Annotated in this window: 17 protein-coding genes; 4 read left to right on the top strand and 13 right to left on the bottom strand. The window is 69.3% G+C overall.

Translation table 11 applies throughout. From position 1 onward, the window contains the following. Nucleotides 1-64 precede the first annotated feature (64 nt). Nucleotides 65-712 (bottom strand): hypothetical protein, encoded by a 648-nt coding sequence (locus KD1_RS09680; protein ID WP_068401133.1) that lies wholly within the window; start codon nt 710-712, stop codon nt 65-67. A gap of 104 nt (nt 713-816) precedes the next feature. Between KD1_RS09680 and KD1_RS09675 the strand changes: the two genes are divergently transcribed. From KD1_RS09675 to KD1_RS09660, 4 genes are all read left to right on the top strand, one after another. After that, a complete protein-coding gene (locus KD1_RS09675; RefSeq protein WP_157073270.1) occupies nt 817-1,491 on the top strand; it encodes a hypothetical protein in 675 nt (224 codons plus the stop codon). Continuing rightward, a complete protein-coding gene (locus tag KD1_RS09670) occupies nt 1,488-2,831 on the top strand; it encodes an O-antigen ligase family protein (protein WP_068401127.1) in 1,344 nt (447 codons plus the stop codon). Before KD1_RS09675 ends, KD1_RS09670 begins: the two co-directional genes overlap by 4 nt. 224 nt (nt 2,832-3,055) lie before the next feature. Continuing rightward, nucleotides 3,056-4,492, top strand: a complete 1,437-nt coding sequence (locus tag KD1_RS09665; protein WP_068401124.1) for a DUF4082 domain-containing protein — start codon at nt 3,056-3,058, stop codon at nt 4,490-4,492. Nucleotides 4,493-4,670: 178 nt separating this feature from the next. Then, nucleotides 4,671-5,549 (top strand): right-handed parallel beta-helix repeat-containing protein, encoded by an 879-nt coding sequence (locus tag KD1_RS09660; RefSeq protein ID WP_083542330.1) that lies wholly within the window; start codon nt 4,671-4,673, stop codon nt 5,547-5,549. On the opposite strand, the gene KD1_RS09655 is transcribed toward KD1_RS09660, so the two are convergent. The 12 genes from KD1_RS09655 to KD1_RS09600 all read right to left on the bottom strand — a co-directional run bounded on the left by KD1_RS09655 (nt 5,541) and on the right by KD1_RS09600 (nt 22,103). Continuing rightward, complete coding sequence (locus KD1_RS09655) at nt 5,541-6,722, bottom strand: GNAT family N-acetyltransferase (protein WP_068401118.1); 1,182 nt, start codon at nt 6,720-6,722, stop codon at nt 5,541-5,543. The two genes, KD1_RS09660 and KD1_RS09655, sit on opposite strands and share 9 nt — an antisense overlap. Beyond that, nucleotides 6,719-7,624, bottom strand: coding sequence for a glycosyltransferase family 2 protein (locus KD1_RS09650; RefSeq protein WP_068401150.1), 906 nt, complete (start codon nt 7,622-7,624; stop codon nt 6,719-6,721). Before KD1_RS09650 ends, KD1_RS09655 begins: the two co-directional genes overlap by 4 nt. Continuing rightward, nucleotides 7,624-8,772 (bottom strand): rhamnosyltransferase WsaF family glycosyltransferase, encoded by a 1,149-nt coding sequence (locus KD1_RS09645; RefSeq protein ID WP_157073269.1) that lies wholly within the window; start codon nt 8,770-8,772, stop codon nt 7,624-7,626. The genes KD1_RS09650 and KD1_RS09645 overlap by 1 nt, the downstream gene beginning before the upstream one ends. A gap of 65 nt (nt 8,773-8,837) precedes the next feature. Beyond that, nucleotides 8,838-9,947, bottom strand: a complete 1,110-nt coding sequence (locus KD1_RS09640; protein WP_068401113.1) for a DegT/DnrJ/EryC1/StrS family aminotransferase — start codon at nt 9,945-9,947, stop codon at nt 8,838-8,840. Beyond that, nucleotides 9,944-11,416 (bottom strand): oligosaccharide flippase family protein, encoded by a 1,473-nt coding sequence (locus KD1_RS09635; RefSeq protein ID WP_068401110.1) that lies wholly within the window; start codon nt 11,414-11,416, stop codon nt 9,944-9,946. Before KD1_RS09635 ends, KD1_RS09640 begins: the two co-directional genes overlap by 4 nt. Then, entirely contained in the window at nt 11,413-12,471 is a 1,059-nt protein-coding gene (locus KD1_RS09630) for a glycosyltransferase family 2 protein (RefSeq protein WP_083542328.1), read from the bottom strand. The genes KD1_RS09635 and KD1_RS09630 overlap by 4 nt, the downstream gene beginning before the upstream one ends. Next, nucleotides 12,468-13,580, bottom strand: coding sequence for a DegT/DnrJ/EryC1/StrS family aminotransferase (locus KD1_RS09625; RefSeq protein ID WP_068401147.1), 1,113 nt, complete (start codon nt 13,578-13,580; stop codon nt 12,468-12,470). Before KD1_RS09625 ends, KD1_RS09630 begins: the two co-directional genes overlap by 4 nt. Before the next feature lie 14 nt (nt 13,581-13,594). Next, on the bottom strand, nt 13,595-14,605 hold the full coding sequence (locus KD1_RS09620; protein WP_068401104.1) for an NAD-dependent epimerase/dehydratase family protein: 1,011 nt from the start codon (nt 14,603-14,605) through the stop codon (nt 13,595-13,597). Then, nucleotides 14,602-15,696, bottom strand: coding sequence for a Gfo/Idh/MocA family protein (locus tag KD1_RS09615; protein ID WP_245627346.1), 1,095 nt, complete (start codon nt 15,694-15,696; stop codon nt 14,602-14,604). The genes KD1_RS09620 and KD1_RS09615 overlap by 4 nt, the downstream gene beginning before the upstream one ends. A gap of 142 nt (nt 15,697-15,838) precedes the next feature. Then, nucleotides 15,839-20,539 (bottom strand): DUF4082 domain-containing protein, encoded by a 4,701-nt coding sequence (locus KD1_RS09610; RefSeq protein WP_157073268.1) that lies wholly within the window; start codon nt 20,537-20,539, stop codon nt 15,839-15,841. Nucleotides 20,540-20,724: 185 nt separating this feature from the next. Further along, on the bottom strand, nt 20,725-21,354 hold the full coding sequence (locus KD1_RS09605; protein WP_068401089.1) for a NeuD/PglB/VioB family sugar acetyltransferase: 630 nt from the start codon (nt 21,352-21,354) through the stop codon (nt 20,725-20,727). Next, nucleotides 21,351-22,103 carry a DapH/DapD/GlmU-related protein gene (locus tag KD1_RS09600; protein ID WP_068401085.1) on the bottom strand — a complete coding sequence of 251 codons (753 nt, stop codon included), beginning with the start codon at nt 22,101-22,103 and terminating at the stop codon, nt 21,351-21,353. The genes KD1_RS09605 and KD1_RS09600 overlap by 4 nt, the downstream gene beginning before the upstream one ends. Nucleotides 22,104-22,350: the final 247 nt, after the last annotated feature.

The raw sequence follows: 22,350 nt of genomic DNA, 5'->3' as shown, positions 1-22,350 counted from the left end.
GCGCCGTTCGCGCGATCATGCCGTCGCGGCCCGACGTGGGGCACGCCGCCGCGACGATGGACCTTCAGCGGACCCGGGTGCGGCGACGGTCGAGCCACTCATCGAGGCCCGCGGCCGCCCCGACCGTCAGCCCGCCGCCGAGCAGCACGGTCATCGCCATGGCCTGTGTGCGGTGGGGTTCGAGGTGAACCACCGCAGGGTCGGTCGGGCTGAGCCGGGTCCGCACCCAGATCGTGGGGTCGATCCCGGCCCGCTGCTGCCGTCGGTTGAGCGTGGCCACGATGTCGTCCACGAGGGCGTCGAGTCGCCGGCGGGCACCGACCTCGGTCACGTCGACGGCCTGCACGTCCAAGACGGCCTTGTCGAAGTGATTGGCCCACTGGCCGCCGGTGTTGGGCAGCCGCACGCGCTCCCCGGTGCGCACTCCCTCCGCGGCGATCGTCACGCTTTCGGACACCACCTGGGAGTGGGCCTTGCCGCCGCTGACCTCGCGCTGGATGATGCCGGCCGTGGCGATCAGACTCTCCGACGGGTTGCGCAACCCGTTGGGCACGTCCGCCTCCACCGGGGGCATGAACACCACGTTCACCTGGGCGAAGTAGACCCCGGACGAGTCGCGGATTCCCGCCAGGACCAGCACCACGGCGAGCATGCCGATGAGCACGACATACCACCGACGCAGGAGCACGCGGATCGTGAACGCAAGGCTCACCGGCGACCACCTCCGACCTCATCATGGCCCCAGCGCACCGGCTCGCGGTTGAACTTCGAGAAAGGGCCGCCAGCCCTGCTGCCGTGCCGGTTAGTGTGGCGAACGTGACCGAGACCTCGGAACGCGGAGGAATGTTCGTCAGCCGCGTCCTGGACGTGCTCCTCCGCCGGTGGTACCTCGTCGTCGTGGGCCTGCTCGTCGTGGCGATGGCCGGTTACCTCACGTGGCAGCGCAACCCCCCGACGTATACCGCCACCGGCGAGGTGCTGCTCCTCCCACCCGCCTCATCGGTACCCAAGGGGGCCAACCCGTACCTCATGCTCGACGGACTCACCCCGGCCGGTGACGTCCTCTCACGGTCGCTGACCGATCCGAAACACGTGGCCGACCTCCAGAAGAAGGGCCTGGTTGGGAGCTTCACCGTGGCTCTCGACCCGGACTCCCCGGCGCCCATCGTCCTGGTGACCGCGGAATCGACCACGGCCGAGGGTTCGGTCCGTGATCTCGGCCTGGTGCTCAGCGCGCTTCCACAGTCCCTGCGCCGGCTCCAGGTGCAGGCGGATGTCCCGCAGGGGGCGTTCATCACCACCTCGACGATCACCACGTCATCGACTCCGACACAGGGCATCAAGGGCCCCCTTCGGTCCCTCATCGTCGCGGTGGGGGCCACCGGCCTCGTGGTGCTGTTCGGCATCGCCGCCGTGGACGTCCTCCTTCGCCGCGTTCCCCGACGGGTGGGTGCCCGCGTCCGGCACGGCGGCCGAGCCTCGCCACCGTGAACACCGGGCGACGCGCTGGGTCGGCGCCACGATGGCACCCCTTCGGCGACGGTGTCGGATTCCTGACCCTCTACCTCGTCCTCGCCTTCGCCATCCCGTCACGCTTGGGCATGGCACCGCTGGGTGCCGCCGGAACACCGGCCCAATTGTTGGGGCTGGCCGGCCTGCTGTGGTGGGTGTGGGATCGCGTGGCCGCACCGGTGGAGGACAACCGTCGAACCAGACCGGTTCGGACTGCGGCCTTCCTGCTGATCGCGGCCATGATGGCCAGTTATGTCGCCGGGGTGATGCGCCCGCTGAGCTCCGTCGAGCTCAACGCGATGCAGGTGGGGTTGCTCTCCGCGCTGGGCTGGCTGGGTGTCCTTCTCGTCGCCCATGATGGAATCCCGGATCGAGCCCGGCTGGAGGTCATCGTCCAGCGGATCGTGTTGGCGGTGGGGCTCTTCGCCATGTTGGGTGTGGCGCAGTTCGTCACCGGTCGCCCCTTCACCAACCTGATCGACATCCCGGGCCTGTCGTCGTCACAGAGTCTGGTGAGCATCCAGACGCGCGCCGGGTTCAATCGACCGGCCGGAACGGCGCTCCACCCCATCGAGTTCGGCACCATCCTGGCGATGACGTTGCCACTGGCCCTTCATGTTCTGTTCCACGCCGGGCACCTGGGCCGACTTCGCCGCTGGTTTCCCGTCCTGGCGATCGCCGTCGCCATCCCCCTGGCCATCTCCCGCTCGGCCATCATCGGGGCCCTCGTCACCGCAATCATCGTGCTGCCCAGTTGGACCCCGGAGGCGCGGCGCCGGGCGGTCGGGGCCATGGCCCTCGGCGCCCTCGGCATGTTCGTGCTGATCCCCGGATTCCTGGGCACCATCACGGATCTCTTCCTCGGTGTCGGCAGCGATGGCAGCGCCCGTTCGCGGACCGACAGCTACGCGCTGGCCTGGTCGTTCATCCAGCAGACCCCCTTGACCGGCCGCGGACTGTCCACCTTTCTCCCCGAGTACCGGATTCTCGACAATCAGTACCTTCTGACCTTGATCGACATGGGTCTGGTGGGCTTGATCACACTGCTCGGCCTGCTGGTCTCCGGATTGGTCGTGGCGCTTCGCTGCCGCCGACGCGCGACATCGACTGCCGTCGACCGATCCCTCGCCCTGGCGCTCTTTGCTGGAATCGCTGGGGCCGGAATGACATTCGCCTTCTTCGATGCGTTTGCCTTCCCCACCTTCACGGGGCTGACGTTTGTGCTCCTGGGACTCTGTGGGGCGATTGGCCCCCTGTCGGCATCGAATCAACGCCCCGACATCACCGGAAATCAACGGGCGGCGAAACCGGCGAGGTGACCTCGGCCAATTTGGTCGATAGATCTCGATTCGGTTACGTTACCGCCGTCGCGGTTGACGGTTCGACAAGCGTCACTTCGCCCAACTTTCGCCCGACACATTTTCCGAAACTTCCACCCCGCGAAGGGTTTCCACATCCCATGCGCTCATTCCCCCACTCCCCCATGCCAATTGAACGATCAGCCACGGGTGGCCGCCCGTCGGCCCTGCGCCCCGTCACCTGGATGACCGGGCTTCTCGCCGTGGTCCTCGTGGTGGTCGGCCTGGTCGTCACCGCCCCCAGCGGGGCCCGAGCTGCCTCGACCACCTACTCCATCTGGCCGACGACGGCACCCGCCTACTCGACAGACCCCGAGCGTTCGTCGGTGCAGCTGGGCACGCGCTTCACGACCAGCAGCGACGGCGTGATCAGCGCGATCCGCTTCTTCAAGGCCGACGCCACGAGCGGCCCGAACACCGGACGGCTGTGGTCGAGCAACGGACGTCTCCTGGCGTCGGTCGACTTCACCACCACCACCGGCTCGGGCTGGCGTACCGCCCAGCTCACGTCACCGGTCGCCGTCACGGCGGGATCGACGTATGTCGCCTCCTACACCGCCCCCCGCGGACGCTACGCCGTCGGCGCCCGGGCCCTCAGCCCTCAGAAGCCGATCGCCAACCAGTCGCTGACCGCCACCCAGGGCGTGTACACCTACTCGACGGGCATGCCCACCTCGGTGTGGCGCGAATCGAACTACCTCGTGGACGTGGTGTTCGCCCCTGACACGGTTCCCACCGCGACCAGCACCCCCAGCCCAACCAGCAGCAGCACCACCACGAGTGCACCTGCGCCAACCACCACCTCCACGACCACGAGCACCCCTGCTCCGACCACCAGCACGAGCACCCCCGCCCCGACCACCACCACGCAGCCGGCGACCTCACCGGTCGGGTACTCGGACGCGTCGACGACGGGCGCGAAGGGCGTCACGGCACGCCGGGCCGGCGGCACGATCACGACTCCCGGCACCGTGATCGCCAACACCTACGTGGACGGTCAGTTGACCATCCGGGCCGACAACGTGACGCTGCGCAACGTCCACGTCGACTCCAAGGGCAGCACGTACGCGGTTCTCACCTACGGCAAGAACACCGTCATCGAGGACACGACGCTCCAGGGCACCGGGTCCACGTTGGCCAGCCTGGCCGCCACCGCCGGAGGCCAATTCAGCGCCACCCGCGTGAATGCCTTCGGCGCCGAGGACGGTATCCGGCTGGAGAGCGGTTCCTCCCTGCGCGACTCCTACGTCCATGACCTGCTCAAGGAGGCCGGCGCACACAACGACGCCGTCACCGCCGACGGCAACACCGGCTGGGAGATCGTGCACAACACCATCGTCAATGACATCAGCCAGACCGCGGCCGTGTGGGTCGGCGACCCCCGCTACTCCCCGTCCGAGGGTCTCCTCCAGGACAACTACCTCGGCGGTGGCGGATACACGATCTACGGCGGCACCGGCACCGGTCGGGGCATCCGCGTGATCAACAATGTCTTCACCACGAAGTACTTCCCCCGCTCCGGTAGCTACGGCCTGGTCGCCCACTGGGATCCGGCGGGCAACGCGTGGACCGGGAACACCTGGGCCGATGGCCCCAACGCGGGCAAGCCGGCCGGTCCGTGATCGTTCGGGATCGCCCCTGACGGGAGGCCACGGTGGCGCGACCACGTCGCATCACCGTGGCTTTCCGGTGCTCGGCGCCGGCGACGAGTAGGCTGCTGCGCACCCGGAGCGCGGCACGGACGCCCGCTCATGAACGAGGGGGTCTGGGGTGAACCGAGGGGTTGGCACGGTGACCCGGATGACGGCTGGGGTGATGGCCGCCGCGGGGATGACGGCGTGCTCGAGCGGAGCCAGCCGGCCGGCCACTCCCGACGCGACGTCTCCCTCCGTGTCGTCACCGGCCTTCGACGTCTCGAGTTATCCCGACGGCACCTCCACCGGAGCCCGCGGCACGCTGACCCCGCGACGTGGACGTGTGGTGGTGACCCAGAACGGTTCGACGCTGAAGGACCTCGATGTGTCCGGCACGTTGGTCATTTCGGCCGATGACGTCACCGTGCGGAACGTCAAGGTACGCAGCTCGGACTATTGGGCCGTCTTCATCGAGGGAACCGGCACGAAAATCGAGGACGTCACCGTCGTCGGTGATCGCCGGAGCCAGGCGTGCATCGGCGACAACGCCGGCCACTCGACCTTCCGGCGACTGGATCTGTCCGGTTGCCCCGACGGCATCAAGATCGGCAACGGATCGTCGCTCGAGGACTCCTTCATCCACGATCTCGGCACATTCCCCGGAGCCCACAACGATGGCGTCGAGTTCTCCGGGAACAGTGGAATCACCCTCCGGCACAATACGATCCTCAACCCGAATCCCCAGACCTCCGCCGTCTTCATCGGAGTGGGAACACAACCGGCCACGCGAATCGTGGTGGAGGACAATCTCATCGCCGGTGGTGGCTATGTGATCTACGGCCCCCAAGGTCGGCCCGGCACCGCGACGTCGAGCCGAGTGAAGGTGACCGACAACAAGTTCTCCACCCGATTCTTCCCCACCGGCGGACACTACGGCGCGGTGGCCCACTGGGAAACCGGCGATGGCAACGAGTGGATCGGCAACATCTGGGTGGAGGGGCCCACGGCCGGGGCCGAGGTCACACTCGGCGGGAAATCACCCTGAGCGCCCCCGCTTTCGCCACATCTGCTTGGCACGGCGACCGATCTCGGAGTTGCCGGCGACGGAACGACCTTGGGTGTTGATCACGCCCAGCGTGCCCATCGCCGCGTTCAACGCCAGCGGCCTCGGGCGGCGGGCAACGACATGGACATCCACGTGCCGACCGACGCTCCTGCCGAACTCCCGCTTGTACTGCGCGTCACCGCTGCCATGGTCGAGGGTGTGGACGTCAGCCGAGGCGCAGAGGTCCTCGATCATGCGGAACATCGTGAATCGACCCACCGCGTGTCGCGCGTACTCCTCGTCGAATCCCGGCGACCACGTGGTGAACACCCCGTTGAAGACGGTTCCGGACCAGAACGCCACGGGGCGGTCATCGACGTAGAGCACCCAGGCGCGGAACCATCCCTGAGCCAAACCGGTCGTGACCAGTTCACGTTCGAGCACGGAGTCGGAGTAGGCCGCGCCCAACCGCTCCTGGTACGACCGCTGGGCCACGGTGACCATATCGGCACGCAACTGTGCTGCCCCCGACGGCTCCGTGAAGACGCGCACGCGTTGCCGGTCGCCGAACTCGCGGACGAAGGCGCGGTCCTTGCCCAGGATCCGCCGCCTGGACTTGCCGGAGTGAGCGGACAGGATGTCGACCAACGTCCCGGTCGTGTCGGTCACCCACCGGTCCGTCTCCGTCAGACCGTGGGAGCGCTCGGGCCATGTGACCGCCCGGCTCACGGTGGCGAGCAGGGTGCCCGCCACATCGAGGTTGCGCAACAGCACCAGGTCCGCATGGCCGGAGCGCAGTTCCCTGAGGAGTTCGGCCAACACCAGACCCTCGTCCTCGGCCGAGGCAGCGCCGTGGATGCCGCCGAAACACACGACCAGGGCGCGCAGGGAGGGGCGGGCCAGCACGCTGTAGCCCAGGCGCAGCGGCTGCTCCATCGATTCGATCCGGGCGATCCCCCAGAGGTCGGGCCGACCCGCACGCTCGATGCGCACGACGTGAGGGCGCGACGTGCCCTCCATGCCGCGCAGGACGGCCAGCAGGAAGTCGATGTCGGCATCGATGTCCGCGAGGTCGGCGGACGGCCACTGCGGTCGCAGCCGTTCGACCTCCTCCGTCGTTCGCGCGGTGCTGACCCGTCCGGGCGTGTTCCCCGGCACCGTCCGCGTCGTCATCGCTGCCCCAGTCCCGGGACCACGGGCTGGGTCAGCGGACGCATCAGCGCGCGCAACGCGGCCCGGTTCACCCGGCGGTGGGAGCGCAGCAACTCGTTCAGTGTCACGGCCATCCAGAAGCCCACCGATCGAGCCCTCCCGTGTCGCTTCCGGAAGAGCCGGACGCGATTGTGAACGAGCAATCGGTACAGGGCCGATGAGACGTGGGCGTCACCGCCGATGTGGGTGACCGCGGCGTCCGGGCAGAACCGGATGAGAATGCCACTATCCCGGGCACGCAGGGCGAAGTCCGTCTCCTCCGAGTAGAGCAGGAACGATTCGTCCCACGGCCCCACCCGCTGGGCGCAGGCGTGCGAGATGAGCATCACCGCTCCCGAGGCCCAATCAACGTTCGTGGCATGTCGGTACGCGTCAGGGTCGATGACCAGCTCACCCAGGCGAGGGAGTCGACCGGCGCGGTATCCGCCCAGAAGCGCCTCGCCCATGGCCCGGAGGACGGTGGGGTCGCGTCGCAGGGACGGTGACACCTGCCCCCGTTCATCGCGGATGAGGGGCACGGCGATGCCGACACCGGGGCGTGACAGTTCGTTCGACAGCGCTGCGATGGCGCCCGGTCCCACGATGACGTCGGGGTTGAGAACGAGGTAGGCCGCCGATGCTCCAGCCACCGCGAGGGCCGCATTGATCCCGGCGGAGTACCCGGCGTTGTACCCCGTCTGCACGACGGTCGCACCGGGAACACGTCGGCGGACCCGTTCGATCGTGTCGTCGGACGAGGCGTTGTCGGCGACCACCAACCGCCACGACAACCCGGTGAGACCCGACTGGAGGCTGGTCAGGGCGTCGTCCACGTGGTCCGCGCTGTTCCAGGTGACCATGACGACGGTCACGGCGACCTCCATCAGGTCCTCACCCCGGCGAGCCTCTCGATCTGCGCCGTCACGATCCTCGCGGCCGGCGCCCACCCCTCGCCTCGTGCCGAAGCCGCGAGGGTGGTGGGGTCCGCCGGGTGGTCCACCTGTTCGATCAGGGCTGCCGCGAGTCCGGTGGGAGTCGGTGGCGCGAATGCCACCCGTTGATGCGGGAGCCCGGCTCGGGACTCGGCGCAGTCGTTGACCACCGGGCAGGCACCCGCCGCCAGCATCTCGTCGGGCAGCAGGGAGATGTTCGTGAAGGAGAGCGCCAACCCCGCCACGGTGGCGTTGTGCAGGTCGGCGAGCTCGGCCGGGCTGAGGAGACCGTGCTCCACCTGGGGGAACGGCAACGTCAACCGCGCTTCCCCGTACGTGTGGATCGGCACGTCCGGCCGGAGTTCGTGCAGTCGCGCCAACGCCAGCACCCCCAACTCGTAGCCCCGACGCGCCACGGTTCGACGCGCATAGAAGGAGACGCCCTCCCGCGGCCCGGTCGGGTTGGTCAGGGTGTAGGTGCTGCTGTCACACCCGAAGGTCACCAAGGTGGCCTCCAGACCGAGGCCACGCAGCGCCGTCGCGACCGTCTCGCCGAGGGCCAGCAGGCTGAAGCCGAAGCGGTAGGTGTCCTCGGCCAGGGCCTGCTCGGCGCCCTTGGGGTGGAACCACGGCTCGAAGTCCTGCACGAAGTAGGCCCTGGCGCGGCTGGGCACGTGACGGGCGACGATCGCGTGGGCGGTCGGCCACGAGGTCGCGACACTGACGGTTGCTCCCCCGCCCGCGACCAGGTCGGACAGACTCAGGACGCGCGCTCGCACCTGCGGCCAGTGATCGCGGATGGTGCGTTCATGGCGGGACACCTGTCCGCCCCATCGGTCGTACAGGGCGATGAGGCACCGGTGCCCGGCCGCCTCGAGCGCGGCGATCATCCGAAAGATCGTGGTGTGCCCGCCCGAACCCGGGCCAGGCGGCGCCATGACCCACGCGACGGTCGCACCGGACTCGGACGGCGTCGACCGTTCCGCAGGCACCCAGGCCTGGGCTCGCTCGGCGTCGGTGACGTCCCCGGGCAGCAGGGGAAACTCCAGCGACGCGGTCCCCAACGCCAGCCCCGCACGACGCACCAGACGCCGGGTCACCGCGGCCGACCCCCCGGTGCGGGCGATCCGAACCAGCTCACGTCCCCGTCCGACGCTCCTCATCATCACCGTGCCACCGCCCGGCGCAGGACGTCGGCGACGCGCTCCTGCTGGTCGGGGGTGATCCCGGGGAACATCGGCAGCGAGAGAATCCGCTCGGCGCCCGCCTCGGCCTGCGTCACACCACCTGGGGCCACCATGACCCGATCGGCGAAGGCCGGCAGCCGATGGATGGGCAGCGGATAGTGGATCCCACAGCCCACTCCGGCGTCGGCCAACGCGGCCTGCACCCGGTCACGCTGGTCCACCCCAACGACGAACAGGTGCCAGACATGGGTGTTGCCCGCAGCCACCTGCGGGAGGTCGACCCCATCGACATCGCGGAGCAACTCGGCATACCGCCGGGCGGCCAGCTCCCGCTCAGCGTTGTCGGCGTCCAGTCCCTTGAGTCGGATCCGCAACACGGCCGCTTGAATGGTGTCCAGCCGCGAGGTGGTCCCGATCAGTCGGTGCTCGTACTTCCGGATGCCGCCATGGTTGCGCAGCGCGCGTGCCGTCTCGGCCAGGGCGTCGTCGTCGGTGAGCACGGCACCGCCGTCTCCGAAGGCGCCGAGATTCTTGCCCGGGTAGAAGCTCGTGCCGGCGACCAGCCCCCAGGATCCGGAGGGTCGGCCATGCCGGGTGGCCCCCTGTGACTGCGCCGCGTCCTCGACGAGGGTCACCCCGGGCAGGTGCGCCTCGAGCGTCTCCATCGGCGCCATCTGCCCATACAGGTGAACCCCCACGACCGCCCGCGTCCGGGTGGTCCGGGCCCGGGCGGCGCTGCCGGGGTCGATGAGGTGGTCGGGGGTGCAGTCGGCCACGACCACATGTCCGCCGGCACGAACCACGGCCTCCGCCGTCGCGACGAAGGTGTTGACCGGGATGATCACCTCGTCACCGGGCTGCACGCCGGCGGCCCGCAGGGCCAGTTCGAGGGCGTCGGTTCCGCTGGCCACCCCCACCGCATGGGCCACCCCACTGAAGGCGGCGAACTCGGACTCGAAGTCGGCGACGTCGGGGCCGAGGGTGTACTGGGCCCGGTCGATGACCTCCCGGATCGCCGCAGCAGCCTCGTCGGCGATGCGTCGATGCTGGAGGGCCAGGTCGACGAACGGAACGGGGTCAGGGCTCATGAGGCCATCCCCTGGGGTTGACCTGCCGATGGACTGCGCAACGTGATCAGCGACGACGTCAGGTCTCGCAGCTCCCGCCACACGACCAGCACATAGACGACCGCGCCGGCGCTGCCCCCCGCAAGCACGGCGAGCGGGGCGGAGGCGATCCGGTCGGCCACCAACCTGGCCACGAGGCCGGCCGCGACCGCACCGATCAGCCCTGGTACCGCAGCCCGGGCCATGGCGGGCCAGCGAGCCTTCGTCGCCCTCGCGACGATGACCAGGTAGGCGGGCAGGATGATCCCCGCGCACACGACAAGGTGTGCCCAGCCAGCCCCGCTGGCACCCTGCGCCCGGATCGCCACCACGAGGGTCGGGAGCAGCGCCACCAACCACAGCACCTGAAGTCCGAACATGATCCGGGTCCGACCGGCCCCGAGGCACACGTCCGAGAGGACCTCGGTCACCACGCGGGCCGCGCCGAAGAACGCCAACCACACCAGGGCGACCGCCCCGGCCGCGAATCGCGGTCCGTACAACATGGTCAGCAGTGGCTCGGCCAACGCCGCGAGCACGGCGCTGATGGGGAAGGCGACGATCGCCATCGACCGAATCGACCAGGGCACGATCTCGGCCAGGCGACCGGCCGCATGCAACCGGCCGAAGGTCGGCACCGCCACGGTGCGGATCATTTGGGTCAGGACGCTGCTGGGCAGGGCCGCCAGATTGAACGCGAGGAGGTAGATGCCCACCTCGGTCAGGCCGGCGTACCGTCCGAGCAGGACGTAGTCCAAGTTGAGGGTGACGAAGACCACGAGGTTGGCCGCGGCGAGCGGCAGGCCCAGACGCAGCACCTCGCGGGCCACCGTCGGATCCCATCCCGGCCGGTACCGCGGTGCCGCCATGGCGATGTAGAGGAGTGCCGCCACGGCGGCGCCGATGACCCGGGACCAGGCCAGTGCCATGACTCCCCATCCGCTCATGGCCATGGGGATCACGACGATCAAGGTGACCACCGACCCGGTCACGTCGATGATGAGGCGGTTGCGCTGCTGGTAGTCGCGCCACACCACCGCCGACGGCACGGAGCACAGTCCGGCCAGGAGGATCGTCAGCGACATCACGCGAATGGCGTCGGTGGCCGAAGGCTGATTCATCACACCCGCGAGGGGGGCGGCGGTCACCCAGACGAGGGCGGTCAGCATGGCGCTGGTCCCGAGCGCGATGGAGTACACGGTGGGCGCGATCGGGCCGACCTCACGGTCTCCTCGACCGATGGCGGCGGTGGCGCCGAGTTCGCTGATGTTCAGGGCGATGGTCGAGACGGCGAGGGCGACGGCCAACGCGCCGAAGTCGTCGGGGGCGACGATCCTCGCCACGACGATGGTGGTGACGAACTGGATGAGTCGAGACAACCCGATGTTGAGCACGCCCCAGACCGCTCCCGCCCGGACTTGGCGACTCAGGATGACATCGGCGTGGCTCACGAGATGCCCACCGCCCGCCAGGCCTGCCAACGAAGCCGGTCGAGCCCGACCCGCAGGACCTCGACGGCGCGGTCGGCGGCTCGCACCCGGTGCTCGGCCCGATCGGTGAGCCGCCGACGGATCCCCGCGTACCTCCGGTCACTCGTGGCCTCGGGCCAGGTCTCCTTCGCGAACTCGGTCAGGCGCACGGCAGCCTCCGTCGTGCCGCCCGCGTCCAGCCCCCGCTGGGCCAGGAGCATCGCTTCCCTGGCCAGCCCTCGTCGCGCCCGTCGCAGTCCGGCGGGGTCCGGCCCGACCAGCACACCGAACGCCGCCCGGCGATGTTCGAGGTCGACCACCATCGAGTTGAGGACATCGAACGTGGTCACGTGCATGTTGTCCGCATGGACGCGATAGAAGGCCGCGGACCGTCCGTTCACCCGACCGACGTCCCAGTCGAGGGACAGACGAAGCCAAAGTTCGAGGTCGCCGGCATGCGGCGCGGCCTCGTTGAAGTAGCCCACATCCCGCAGTGCAGCCGTACGCATCACGACTTCGGGGCTCAGGATGAAGTTCCGCCCTCGCCAACAGGTCAGGGCTCGCCACTGGCGCCCGCGGACCACCGTCCAGGTGAACGGGCCGCGACCCGCCCGCGGCGGGGTCTCCTCGAAGGAGACCGGGTGGCCATAGACGAATCCGACGCGAGGATTGGCCACCATGAGGTTCACGGCCCGAGCCAGTGCCCCCGGCGTCAGGACGTCGTCGCTGGAGAGCAGCATGACGAACTCCCCGGTGGCCTCCCTCAGCCCCCGGTTGTAGGTGCGGATATGCCGCAGATTGCGCTCATTGACGAGGACCCGCACCCTCGGGTCTGCCGCGGCCAGGCGGTGTGCCACGTCCGCGCTGTCGTCGGTCGAGGCGTCATCGACGATGATGACGTCCACCTCGACGCCGGGTTGCTCCAGCACGCTGGCGACGGCCTCGGGCAGGAAGTGCCCGTAGTTGTAGCACGGGATGACCACCGTCACGGTGGCCGGTCGCTCGCCCCACCGGGGCCATTGAACACCCATGGTCATCGTCCCGTGTCCCTCAGCGCCGCGATGACTCGGTCCTGATCGCCCGGCGTCATCTCGTGGTACAGCGGCAGGATCAGCGTCTGGTCGGTCAATCGGTCGGTCACGGGCAGCGGCGCGTGCTCGACTCCCGCATAGGCGGGCTGGCGGTGCGCGGCCATGATGCCGCGGCGTGCCGAGATCTCGGCGTCGGCCAAGGTCGCCAACACGCCATCGCGACCCAGCGGGTGCTCCGGAGTGACCTCAACCCAGAACGACTGGACGTTGGAGGTGCCGAATTCCGGGTCCTCGACACACCGCAGCCCCGGAGCGCCGTGCAGAGCCGCCCGATACCGGTCGGCCAGTTCCCGCCGCCGGGCCACGATCTCGTCGAGGCGCCCCAACTGCACGATCCCGACCGCGGCCTGCAGGTCCGTCATCCGGTAGTTGAAGCCGACCTCGTCGTAGACCTCGGCGGGCGGTAGCACGCTGCGGTGACGATCCGCGGCACTCACGCTCATGGCATGCTCACGCAGTCGGCGGGCACGATCTGCCCACTCCGCCTCACTGGTGGTCAGCATGCCGCCCTCGCCGGTCGTGAGGAGTTTGCGCGGGTGGAACGACCAGGCCGCGATCGGCGCTCCGACACCCACCGGGCGATCACGATAGGTCGACCCGGCACCGCACGCGGCATCCTCGACCACGACGATCCCGAGCGGATCGCAAAGCGCCCGCACCGGATCGAGATCGACCGGAACCCCGCCCTGGTCGACGACGATAACTGCGGTCGTGCGGTCGGTGAGCACGGTCTTGACGGTGTCCGCGGTGACGTTCCCGGTCATTGGATCCACGTCCGCGAAGACCGGGGTCGCCCCCACGTACCGCACGACGTTCGCCGTGGCGATGAACGACAACGAGGGGACGACGACCTCGTCTCCGCGCGAGACTCCGGCCACGACGAGGGCGAGGTGGAGCGCAGTGGTGCAACTCGTCGTCGCGACCGCGTGCTCGGCCTGCATCCGGGCGGCGAACGCGGACTCGAACTCGGCCACCCTCGGCCCCTGGGCCACCCACCCGGACTCGATCACCGCGGCGACGGCCTCGATCTCCGCCGCGCCGAGCCACGGCTTCATGACGTTGATGCGACTCACGTCGCCACCGCGCTCCGGCTCGCGACGTTGCGCCCGGCCGCAATCTCGGAGCGCAGCGGGCGCCACCATTCGACCAGCTCACGCAGTCCCTCCTCGAGCCCGACCTCGGCGACGAACCCAAGATCGCGGCGGGCCGCGGAGGTGTCGGCCAAGCGACGGGTCACGCCGTTGATCTCGCGCGCCGGCGCGTGCTCGACGCCGAGGTCGGAGCCCATGACGCGCAGCAGGGTCTGGGCCAACTCCAGCAGGCTGGTCTCCTCGCCGCGGGCGACGTTGTAGATGCCCTCGACGACGTCGCTGCCGGCGGCCAGCACGTTGGCCCGGGCGATGTCGCGGGTGAAGACGAAGTCCATCGTCTGGGTGCCGTCGCCGAAGATCAGGGGTGGCGCTCCGTCCGCGATGCGCTCCATCCACCGCACGAGCACCTCGGTGTAGAGCCCGTGCACATCCATCCGCGGGCCGTAGACGTTGAAGTACCGCAACCCGACATAGTCGAGCCCGCGCATCGCCCGGAAGCTGCGCGCCATCCCCTCGTTGAACGTCTTGGCCGCGCCGTACATCGTGTCGTTGTCGTAGGGGTGGTGGCTCTCGGGGGTGGGGAATTGCTCGGCCAGCCCGTACACCGAGGCCGATGAGGCGAACACGAGTTTGTCGGCACCGGACTCCGCCGCGGCCTCGATGACGTTGAACGTGCCGTCGACGAGCACCTCGAGGGCGAGCCGTGGCTCTTCGGCACATTGGGTGATGCGGATGGCGGCCTGGTGGAAGACGAGGTCCACCCCGAGGCACAGGTCGTGGAGGAGGTCGCGGTCGCGGATGTCCCCCTCGATCAGGTGCACGTGGCCGTGGGCCATGGCCTCGGCCAGGTTGGCGCGCCGGCCCCGGACGAGGTTGTCGAGCACGTCGACATGGGCGACCCCGGCGGCCAACAGGTGGTCGACGAGGTGCGAACCGACCGTGCCGGCGCCTCCGGTGACCAGGGCCCGGGCGCCGGCCAGTGCGGTCATGACGCCACGACCGTCGACGAGTCGGCCCAGTGGGCCACCGGCGGCGTCGGGGGCACATCGGCCAACCGTCCACCACCGTCGAGGCTGCGGGTGGCGGCCTCGAGCACCGACAGCACACGCCGGCCGCCCAACCCGTCGGTCAGCGGCGGGCGCTGCTCGCTGATGGCCGCGGCGAACTCGGTCACCATGGCCGCGAGCGCCTCCCGCTCCGGGAGCGCGGGGGCGTACATGTCCCCGAGCCGATAACTCACCCCGGCGGCCCGGCGATCGGACATGTCGGCGGTGCGCGCAGTGAGGTCGACGTCGATGCCGCGGTCGTAGATGCTCAAGCGCTGCTGCGGGTTCTGGTCGTCCCAGACCAACGTGCGCTTCGTCCCTCCGACGACCATTTGCCGGATCTTCGTTGGGCTGAGCCAGTTGACGTGCACGTGGGCCATCGCCCCGTCGGGCAGTGGCATCGTCAGGTATCCGACGCAGGCGCGCCCGGCGCCGATGGGATCGGCGCCGTGTGCGGCCACGACCTCGGGGCGCAGGCCACCGGGCAGGATGAAGTCGAGGATGGACAGGTCGTGGGGGGCCAGGTCCCACAGGACGTTGACGTCGGGCTGGACCAAGCCGAGGTTGATCCGGATGGAGTCGACGAACAGCACGTCACCGATCTCGCCGGAGTGGATGGCCTCGCGGATGCGCCGGACGACCGGGGTGTAGCAATACGTGTGGTCACACATCAGGACGCGCTCGGCATCGCGGGCCGCCGCGATCATCTCGTCGGCCTCCAGGGTGGAGGAGGCCAACGGCTTCTCCACGACGACGTGCTTGCCCGCCGCGAGCGCCGCCATGACGATGCCGTGGTGGGAGTGGGCGGGCGTCGCGATCGCCACCGCGTCGAGGTCGTCGCGGGCGAGCAGGCGTTCCAGCGAGGTCTCGATGTCGACCGAGTTCTCCCCCACCGTGCCCCCGACCACCGCGCGCGCTCGCACCTCGTCCAGGTCGCACACGGCCGCCAGTCGCCACTGCGGTGACGCCAAGAAGTTGCGCACCAGATTCGGGCCCCAGTACCCCGCGCCGATGACCGCCACCTGCAGGGTCATATCTGCCTCCTCCATGGGACCGCACGACGCTCCCCATGCACTAGCCTGTGATGTGATCTGTGCCACAGCGCCTTGCAACCATGGAACCCCACTTCGACGCGGCGCGTGGCCGAACCGGGGAATCCGGTGCCGGCACGGTCGGTCACCGATCGAAGACGACGTCGACGAGGTAACTCGTGCCGACGACCTGACCGGGCCAGCCGGTGCCGTAGACGTAGCGCCCCGCCTGCGCCGGGGAGTGCAACGGCGGCACGTCGCGGGCTGTGCCGAGCGCACCCAACGTGTAGCTGTACCGCCCGTTGGGTGCCTGGTAGGACACCGTGTAGGTCGACCCCGCGGTGACCTGGACCGGCGTGGCGAAGATGACCGTCTGCCAGCCACTGGCCGACTCCTGCGTGAACGTCGCGGTGGCCAGTCGCTGCCCACCGGCCGACCACAGGGAACCGGTGTGTGTGCCCGTGTTCGTCGGGGCCTTGAAGAACCGCACTCCAGTCACCCGACCATCGGTGTCGGGCGAGAACGCCATGCCCACCTCCACGGACTTCGCGTCCGATGCCGCGAGCACGTTGGGTTGGGTCGCATCGGTCCACAGACCACAGGGGCACACACCCGGCGTCGGGTCGGGTTTGACCGTGGTGAAGCCGATCGTCGTGGACGCAGCCATCGCGTTGCCGCTGGTGTCGGTGGCCTTGACGGACAGGGCGTAGCCCGTTCCTCGGGCCAGGCTGGCGCTCGGGGTGAACGTGACCCGCTTGGCCGTGTTGTCGTAGGCCGTCGCCCCGGAGACGGTCGTGCCCGACCTCGTGAGGGTCGCCTGCAGCGTGGCCGGATCGATGGCCTCGTCGAACGTGGCCGTGAGCGGAGCATCGACCGGCACGCTCGTGGCGCCATCCACCGGGGTCGACGCGGCGACCGTCGGTGGTGTCGTATCCGGCGCCGTGCCCGTCGCGAACACCGCGTCGACCCAGTAGTTCCCGTTGTTGTAGGAACTCGTCGGTCGTTCGGGCGCTCCGTATGAATAGACGCCCGCGGCGACGGGCGCGGTGAGCACGACGTTGTCCCACGGCGAGGCGAAGAAGGCGCCGGTGGCCGAGTAGTTGCCGTTCGGGGCGTGGTAGCCGATCGTGTACGTCCGGCCCACGGTCAACTGAACGGGCTGCGCGAACCGCGCCGACTGCCATCCACTGGCCGTCTCATTGGTGAAGGTCACCGTGGCCACTTGTGCGCCGGTGTCGTCCCAGAGGTATCCGGTGTGGGTACCGGTGTTCGTGGAGGCCTTGTAGAACCGCACTCCGGTCACGTAACCGGGAATCGTCGTCGAGAAGCGGGTGCCGAGGGTGACGGCCTTCGCATCCCCGGCGTCGATGATCGCCGGCCTCGCGGTGCTGTCGAACAGGCCGCAGGGGCAGGCGTTCGGCCCGACGACACGGAAGCTCCACGACCTCGGGGTCATGACCTGCCCGCTGAAGGAGGTCGCGCCGCTGACCGTCGCGGTGTAGGTCACGCCCTGCGCGAGGGCCGCAGCGGGAGTCAGCGTGACGGTTCTGGCCGTGGCGTCCCACGAGGTGGTGCCGCTGACGTCACCCGAGGGACCGGTCAGGGTCACCTTCGCGCTTCCGCTGCGAACGAAGCCATCGAGGGTCGCGCTGATCGCGGCACTCGGGTTGACGCTCGTGGCGTCCTTCCCGGGGCTCGTGCGATTGACCGTGGGAGCGACGTCGGTCGCGTCATAGACGACATCGACCCAGTAGTTGGTGGAGGAGGACTGCGACGGGAACCCACCGCCGTAGAGGTACGCCCCACCCGTGGCGTGCAGTGGCGGTGAATCCACCGCGCTGGCCAGACCTGCACTCGTCGCCGAGTATCCCCCTTGCGGAGCGCGGTACGAGGCGACATAGGTCGTGCCGGCGGTCACGGCCACCGGCGCGGTGAACATCACGGTCTGCCAGCCGCTGGAGGTCTCACCCGTGAACGTGGCACTGGCCAGCAACTGACCTGAGGGGGTCCAGAGGGAACCCGTGTGTGTGCCGGTGTTCTGCGGACCCTTGTAGAACTTCACTCCGTCGATCTGGCCGTCGACATCGGCGGTGAACCTCACCCCGAGTTCGACGTTGGCCGCGTCGGAGACACTGGGCGTGGCCGGAGCATCGGAGTCCTTCCAGATGCTGCACGGGCACTGCCCCGGTACGGGATCGGTCACGGCGATCTTGAACGACCACGTCACCGGGGCCGCCATGGCGTTGCCGGCCAGATCGGTGCCCCGCACGGAGGCGGTATAGGTCGCGCCACGGTCCAAGGCGGCCCCGGGGGTGAACGTGGCCCGACGCGTGGCAGCGTCATAACCTGTACTGCCGGCCACGGCAGTGCCGCCCGCGGGGGTCACCGACATCCGCACCGAGGCGGGGTCGACCGGCTCGCTGAACACGGCCGACGGCGCGACGGTCGGCGCAACGCTGGTGGAGTTCGAAACGGGCTGGAGCCCCCCGACGGTCGGCGCCGTGAGGTCACGATCGTCGAAGAGCACATCGACCCAGTAGTTCGTGTTGCCGTAGGAGTTCGTGGGGAACCGGTGGCTGCCGGCGAACACACCCTGCCCGGCGCTCGCGGTGGCCGCCGGAGCCGTGAGCGGTGGGCTTGTCTGGCTCCGCGCGGTGAAGTAGTTGGCGTCGGCGGAATATCGACCGTTCGGCGCGAAGTACGAGACGACGTACTCAGTGGTGGCGCTGACCGGCACGGGAGCATCGAACCTGAGGGTCTGCCAACCGGTCGCCGTCTCACCCGTGAATGTGCCCGTGGCGAGTTGGGTACCGGTGGATGACCACAGCGTGCCCGTGTGGGTGCCGGTGTTGGCCGAACTCTTGTAGAAGCGCACGCCGGTGACTTCGCCGCTGACGTTCGGTGAGAACCGCACTCCCAGCTCGACCGCGGATGAGTCACCGGAGTCGGTCTTCTTGGGGGTCTGGGCGCCGAAGAGGGAGCACGGGCAACTGACGGTGACGCTGCGCGTCGTCACCGCGCCGGTGTTCAGGCTGTCATCGGTCGCCCGGACCCGCAGGTCGACCGCCCCCGAACCACTCTGGATGTAGGTATACGTCCACGCCGTGGTGCCGCCGGCCGGGTGCCAGGTCGATCCGCCGTCGGTGGAGACCTCGACCCCCGCCACGACGCCTCCGCTGTCCGTCGCCGTGCCCGTGGCGGTCACCTTCGTCCCGTTGGCGATGCTCGCCCCGGCGGCCGGGGACGTGATCGTCGCGGTGGGCCCTGCCGTGTCGGACGGGGCCGAGGCCGCGACCATCCCGGCCATGAGCGTCGTGGGCTGCGCAGCCTGGTCGGCGAGGAGGTTGATCGTGGCCTGTTGCATGACCGCGCTGGGCGAAGGACCGAGGATGTCATGGTCGTCCGACAGCCCCCAGGACCACCGGATCGTGCCGGCCGAGAAGACCTTGGCGCCACTGGCGGCCTTGTACATGGTGATGTGATGCGTCGTCGTCCCGGGAGCGGTGGTGTTGCCGAAGTCCTGGAGGTACTCGGGCGCATCTCCGGTCGTCGTCGACATCCGGATCAGGCCGGCCGGCCGGAACCCGTTGTCGAGATCCTCGTTGGACTCGTAGCCGACGGTGTGCGGCGCCAACTGGAGACTGCCGCCTGTCGACTGGGTCGCGGCGGCCGTGTTGCGCCAGATCCGCTGCTTCCCCTCCGCGGCCGAGACCGTGATCGGCAGGTCGGTGTTGTTCGACATGTAGGCGGTGCCGATCAGGGCGTTCTCCGGGCGGCCGCCGTCCTTGGGCGGGCTGAACCGCGGGTCCCGCCACGTGCCGGTCCACGCCGAGGACGGGTCGGTGGCGGCGTTGTCCCACGTCTCCTTGTAGCAGACCAAGGTGCGGTTGGCGGTGTTGGTGCCGTCGATACTCGGCTCCCACCGGGTCTTCCAGTAGACGTCGTTGCCGGAGAAGAAGGCCAGGTTGACCCCCGCATCGCGAGCGCCTTCGACGTTCGTGCGCTGGCGCCCGGACCAGTATTCGTCATGTCCCACGGACAGGAAGGTCCGGTGATTGCGCAGCAGGGCCCCGGCACGGTCGGTGTCGATGCCACTGATGTAACTGAGGTCGTAGCCGTTGCGCTCGAGGAACAGGAGCATCGGGAACTCGTTGGCGAAGAGGAAGTCGCGTTCCGTGGTACCCGATCGCGTGGAGAAGGGTCGGTTGTAACTGAGTTTCATGGCGCGTCCGTTCACGCCGCCGTAGAAGTTGGCGCCACCGTAGGTGTTGTACGCCTGCCATGTGGTGTCCGCGGTCTGGAAGACGAGGTCGGAGGTGCTCAGGTCGTCGCGGACCACGAACGTGATCTGGCTCTGCCCACCGGTGTCGGTGCGTTTGAGGACGGCGAGGTAGATCCCGGAGACGGCATCGGCCGGGACGTCCCAGAAGGCGGACAGCCCCCAGTTGCCGCAGTCGACGAGGTTGGTCGCGGCCTGGGTCAGACAGGTGGGCTGTCGCTGCGGCAGCGCGGTCGAGGGGCTGATGGTCGCGACCCGGCGGGCGCCATGGTTCGGGCCGGAGTACCACCCCAGCCGGTAGATGCCGACGGTGTAGGCCGAGGCGTTGGTGTCGATCTTGAAGCCGACCCGCTGCCCGCGGTTGACCGACATGTCCGTGGCGAAGCCCTGGATCGAAGGATCCCCCGCCCCGTTCTGGCCGTCCCACTCCGAGCGCGGGGCACCGGGTTTGAGGTTCTCACAGGCGACCGCGCTCAGGCCAGCGCACGGGTCCGTCGCGGCCGACGCCCGTGGAGCGACCAGCATCGCGGCGATCACGATGACCGTGATGACGGTTCCCATGAGCATTCTGACGACACTGTGTGAACGGCGCATGACGCTCCCCACCCTGGGACGGCCATCGGCCCAGACGTTTCACCATAGGACCGCGTCGGCCACGCCACCCCGATTACCGGAGAACAACACGAAAAAAAACGCCCAAACCGGTGGCTCAAACCCCACATTCAGCCACTGGCATGATAATGAACGCGACGTCAGGACAGGCGTCGAGCCGGCACACCCGCCCAGGTTTCTCCCGCCGGCACGTCCCGCAGCACGACCGAACCCATGCCGATGGTCGCTCCCACACCGATCGACACTCCTTCGCGGACGCTCGCCCCCATCCCGACATAGGCCTCCCGATGCACCGTCACACCGCCGCCCAGGACGACCCCGGCGCAGAGCGTGGCGAACGCGCCGAGCGCGCAGTCGTGGGTCACCACGGCCGTGGGCATGCACACGACGTGGCGCCCCACGGTCACGTCGGCGGTGAACACGCACCCGGCCAGCACGATGGACCCGGCGCCAATCGCCTCAGGCTCCTCCAGCGCGGCCGAGGGATGGACGACCGTGGCATACCTGTCCAGACCGACCCCCTGGGCGGAGAGTCGTTCGACCAGTCGCGCCCGTGTGACGCCCTTCCCGGCGCAGACGACCAGCGCGGCGTCGGGGTGGTCCATCGCCTCCATCGGCGGGCCCAGTACCGGCAGCCCCGCGGCCACCTCACTCCCCCACAGCCCCTCGTCGTCGTCCAGGCACCCGAACACCTCGACCCCTGTGGCCCGGGCCGCCGCGGCCGTCTCGCGCGCCAGGCCGCTGGCCGCCACGAGCAGCAGACCGCTCATGACCGGGCCCTCGCCGCCACGGTGACGGAGTCTCGTTCCGGCAGATCCCGCCACCAGGCCAGGGCCGCGCCGACGACTCCGGTGACGTCGTCCACGTCCAGCACCTCGCGCGCCTCCGCAGCCGCGCCCGCCATCAGCCATGCCTCGACCCGCTCGATGGTCGCCTCGTGCACCCCTGCGCGCGTCATCCCCACCCGGTTCACGCCGTGCAGTCGCGGCGGGGTGCCGAACACCAGGGAGAACGGGGGCAGGTCGCGGGTCACCGGGGTGCCCATCCCCACCATGGCCCCCGGTCCGATCGAGCGGAACTGGTGCACGCACGCGTTCAAGCCGAGGTTGGCTCCGTCGCCGATGGTCGCGTGCCCACCCACGCTGACCCCACCCGACAGGGTCACCCCGTCTCCAACCTGGACGTCGTGGGCGACATAGGCGCGGCTGAACAACTGGCACGATTCACCGATGAGCGTGGGGCGTCGGCTGCCGTGATGGACGACGACGCCATCGCGCAGATTCGTGTGTGTGCCGATCCGGATCTCGTGGTGATCCAGGTCGCCGTCCCACGCGTTGTTCTGGCGGACCGAGGCAATCTCCGGCGCTCCACCGACATGCGCCCCCGGTCCGATCCGCACGAAGTCGCCGATCGTCGTCGGCCCGAGCAGGACCGCCAGTGGGCCGACCACGACGCCGACCCCCAGTTCGACCCCGGGCCCGACGAAGGCACTGGGGTGCACGGCAGTCGGCGCGCTCATGACCACCGACGCTACCGCCGGTTTCGTGGGTCAGGTCGGCGTTCGCGGATTCTGCGGCGTCACGACACCATCCCGGAATCGGCCCCTTGGTCGCGAAACTCGGCCCGAGGCGCGAAGATCAGGAGTGTGATGCCTCGACACCACCTGCCCCACCCGTCCTCGAGCGCCGCCGGCCGCACCGCGGTTCGGGTTGGCGCCGCCGCGATCCTGGCCCTGGCCGGAGCGCTGCCGGCCGCCACCGCCCTGG

The sequence above is a fragment of the Kribbia dieselivorans NBRC 106261 genome (assembly GCF_001552435.1).
GTDB classification, from domain to species: Bacteria; Actinomycetota; Actinomycetes; order Actinomycetales; family Dermatophilaceae; genus Kribbia; species Kribbia dieselivorans.
This window is presented reverse-complemented; position numbering and strand designations above follow the sequence as displayed.

Bases quoted from the DNA above. Each gene is read 5' to 3' on its own strand.
- KD1_RS09665 (WP_068401124.1), top strand. From the start codon at position 3,056: ATGACCGGGCTTCTCGCCGTGGTCCTCGTGGTGGTCGGCCTGGTCGTC.
- KD1_RS09660 (WP_083542330.1), top strand. From the start codon at position 4,671: ATGACGGCTGGGGTGATGGCCGCCGCGGGGATGACGGCGTGCTCGAGC.
- KD1_RS09655 (WP_068401118.1), bottom strand. From the start codon at position 6,722: ATGACGACGCGGACGGTGCCGGGGAACACGCCCGGACGGGTCAGCACC.
- KD1_RS09650 (WP_068401150.1), bottom strand. From the start codon at position 7,624: ATGGAGGTCGCCGTGACCGTCGTCATGGTCACCTGGAACAGCGCGGAC.
- KD1_RS09640 (WP_068401113.1), bottom strand. From the start codon at position 9,947: ATGAGCCCTGACCCCGTTCCGTTCGTCGACCTGGCCCTCCAGCATCGA.
- KD1_RS09630 (WP_083542328.1), bottom strand. From the start codon at position 12,471: ATGACCATGGGTGTTCAATGGCCCCGGTGGGGCGAGCGACCGGCCACC.
- KD1_RS09625 (WP_068401147.1), bottom strand. From the start codon at position 13,580: ATGAAGCCGTGGCTCGGCGCGGCGGAGATCGAGGCCGTCGCCGCGGTG.
- KD1_RS09620 (WP_068401104.1), bottom strand. From the start codon at position 14,605: ATGACCGCACTGGCCGGCGCCCGGGCCCTGGTCACCGGAGGCGCCGGC.
- KD1_RS09615 (WP_245627346.1), bottom strand. From the start codon at position 15,696: ATGACCCTGCAGGTGGCGGTCATCGGCGCGGGGTACTGGGGCCCGAAT.
- KD1_RS09610 (WP_157073268.1), bottom strand. From the start codon at position 20,539: ATGCTCATGGGAACCGTCATCACGGTCATCGTGATCGCCGCGATGCTG.
- KD1_RS09605 (WP_068401089.1), bottom strand. From the start codon at position 21,354: ATGAGCGGTCTGCTGCTCGTGGCGGCCAGCGGCCTGGCGCGCGAGACG.
- KD1_RS09600 (WP_068401085.1), bottom strand. From the start codon at position 22,103: ATGAGCGCGCCGACTGCCGTGCACCCCAGTGCCTTCGTCGGGCCCGGG.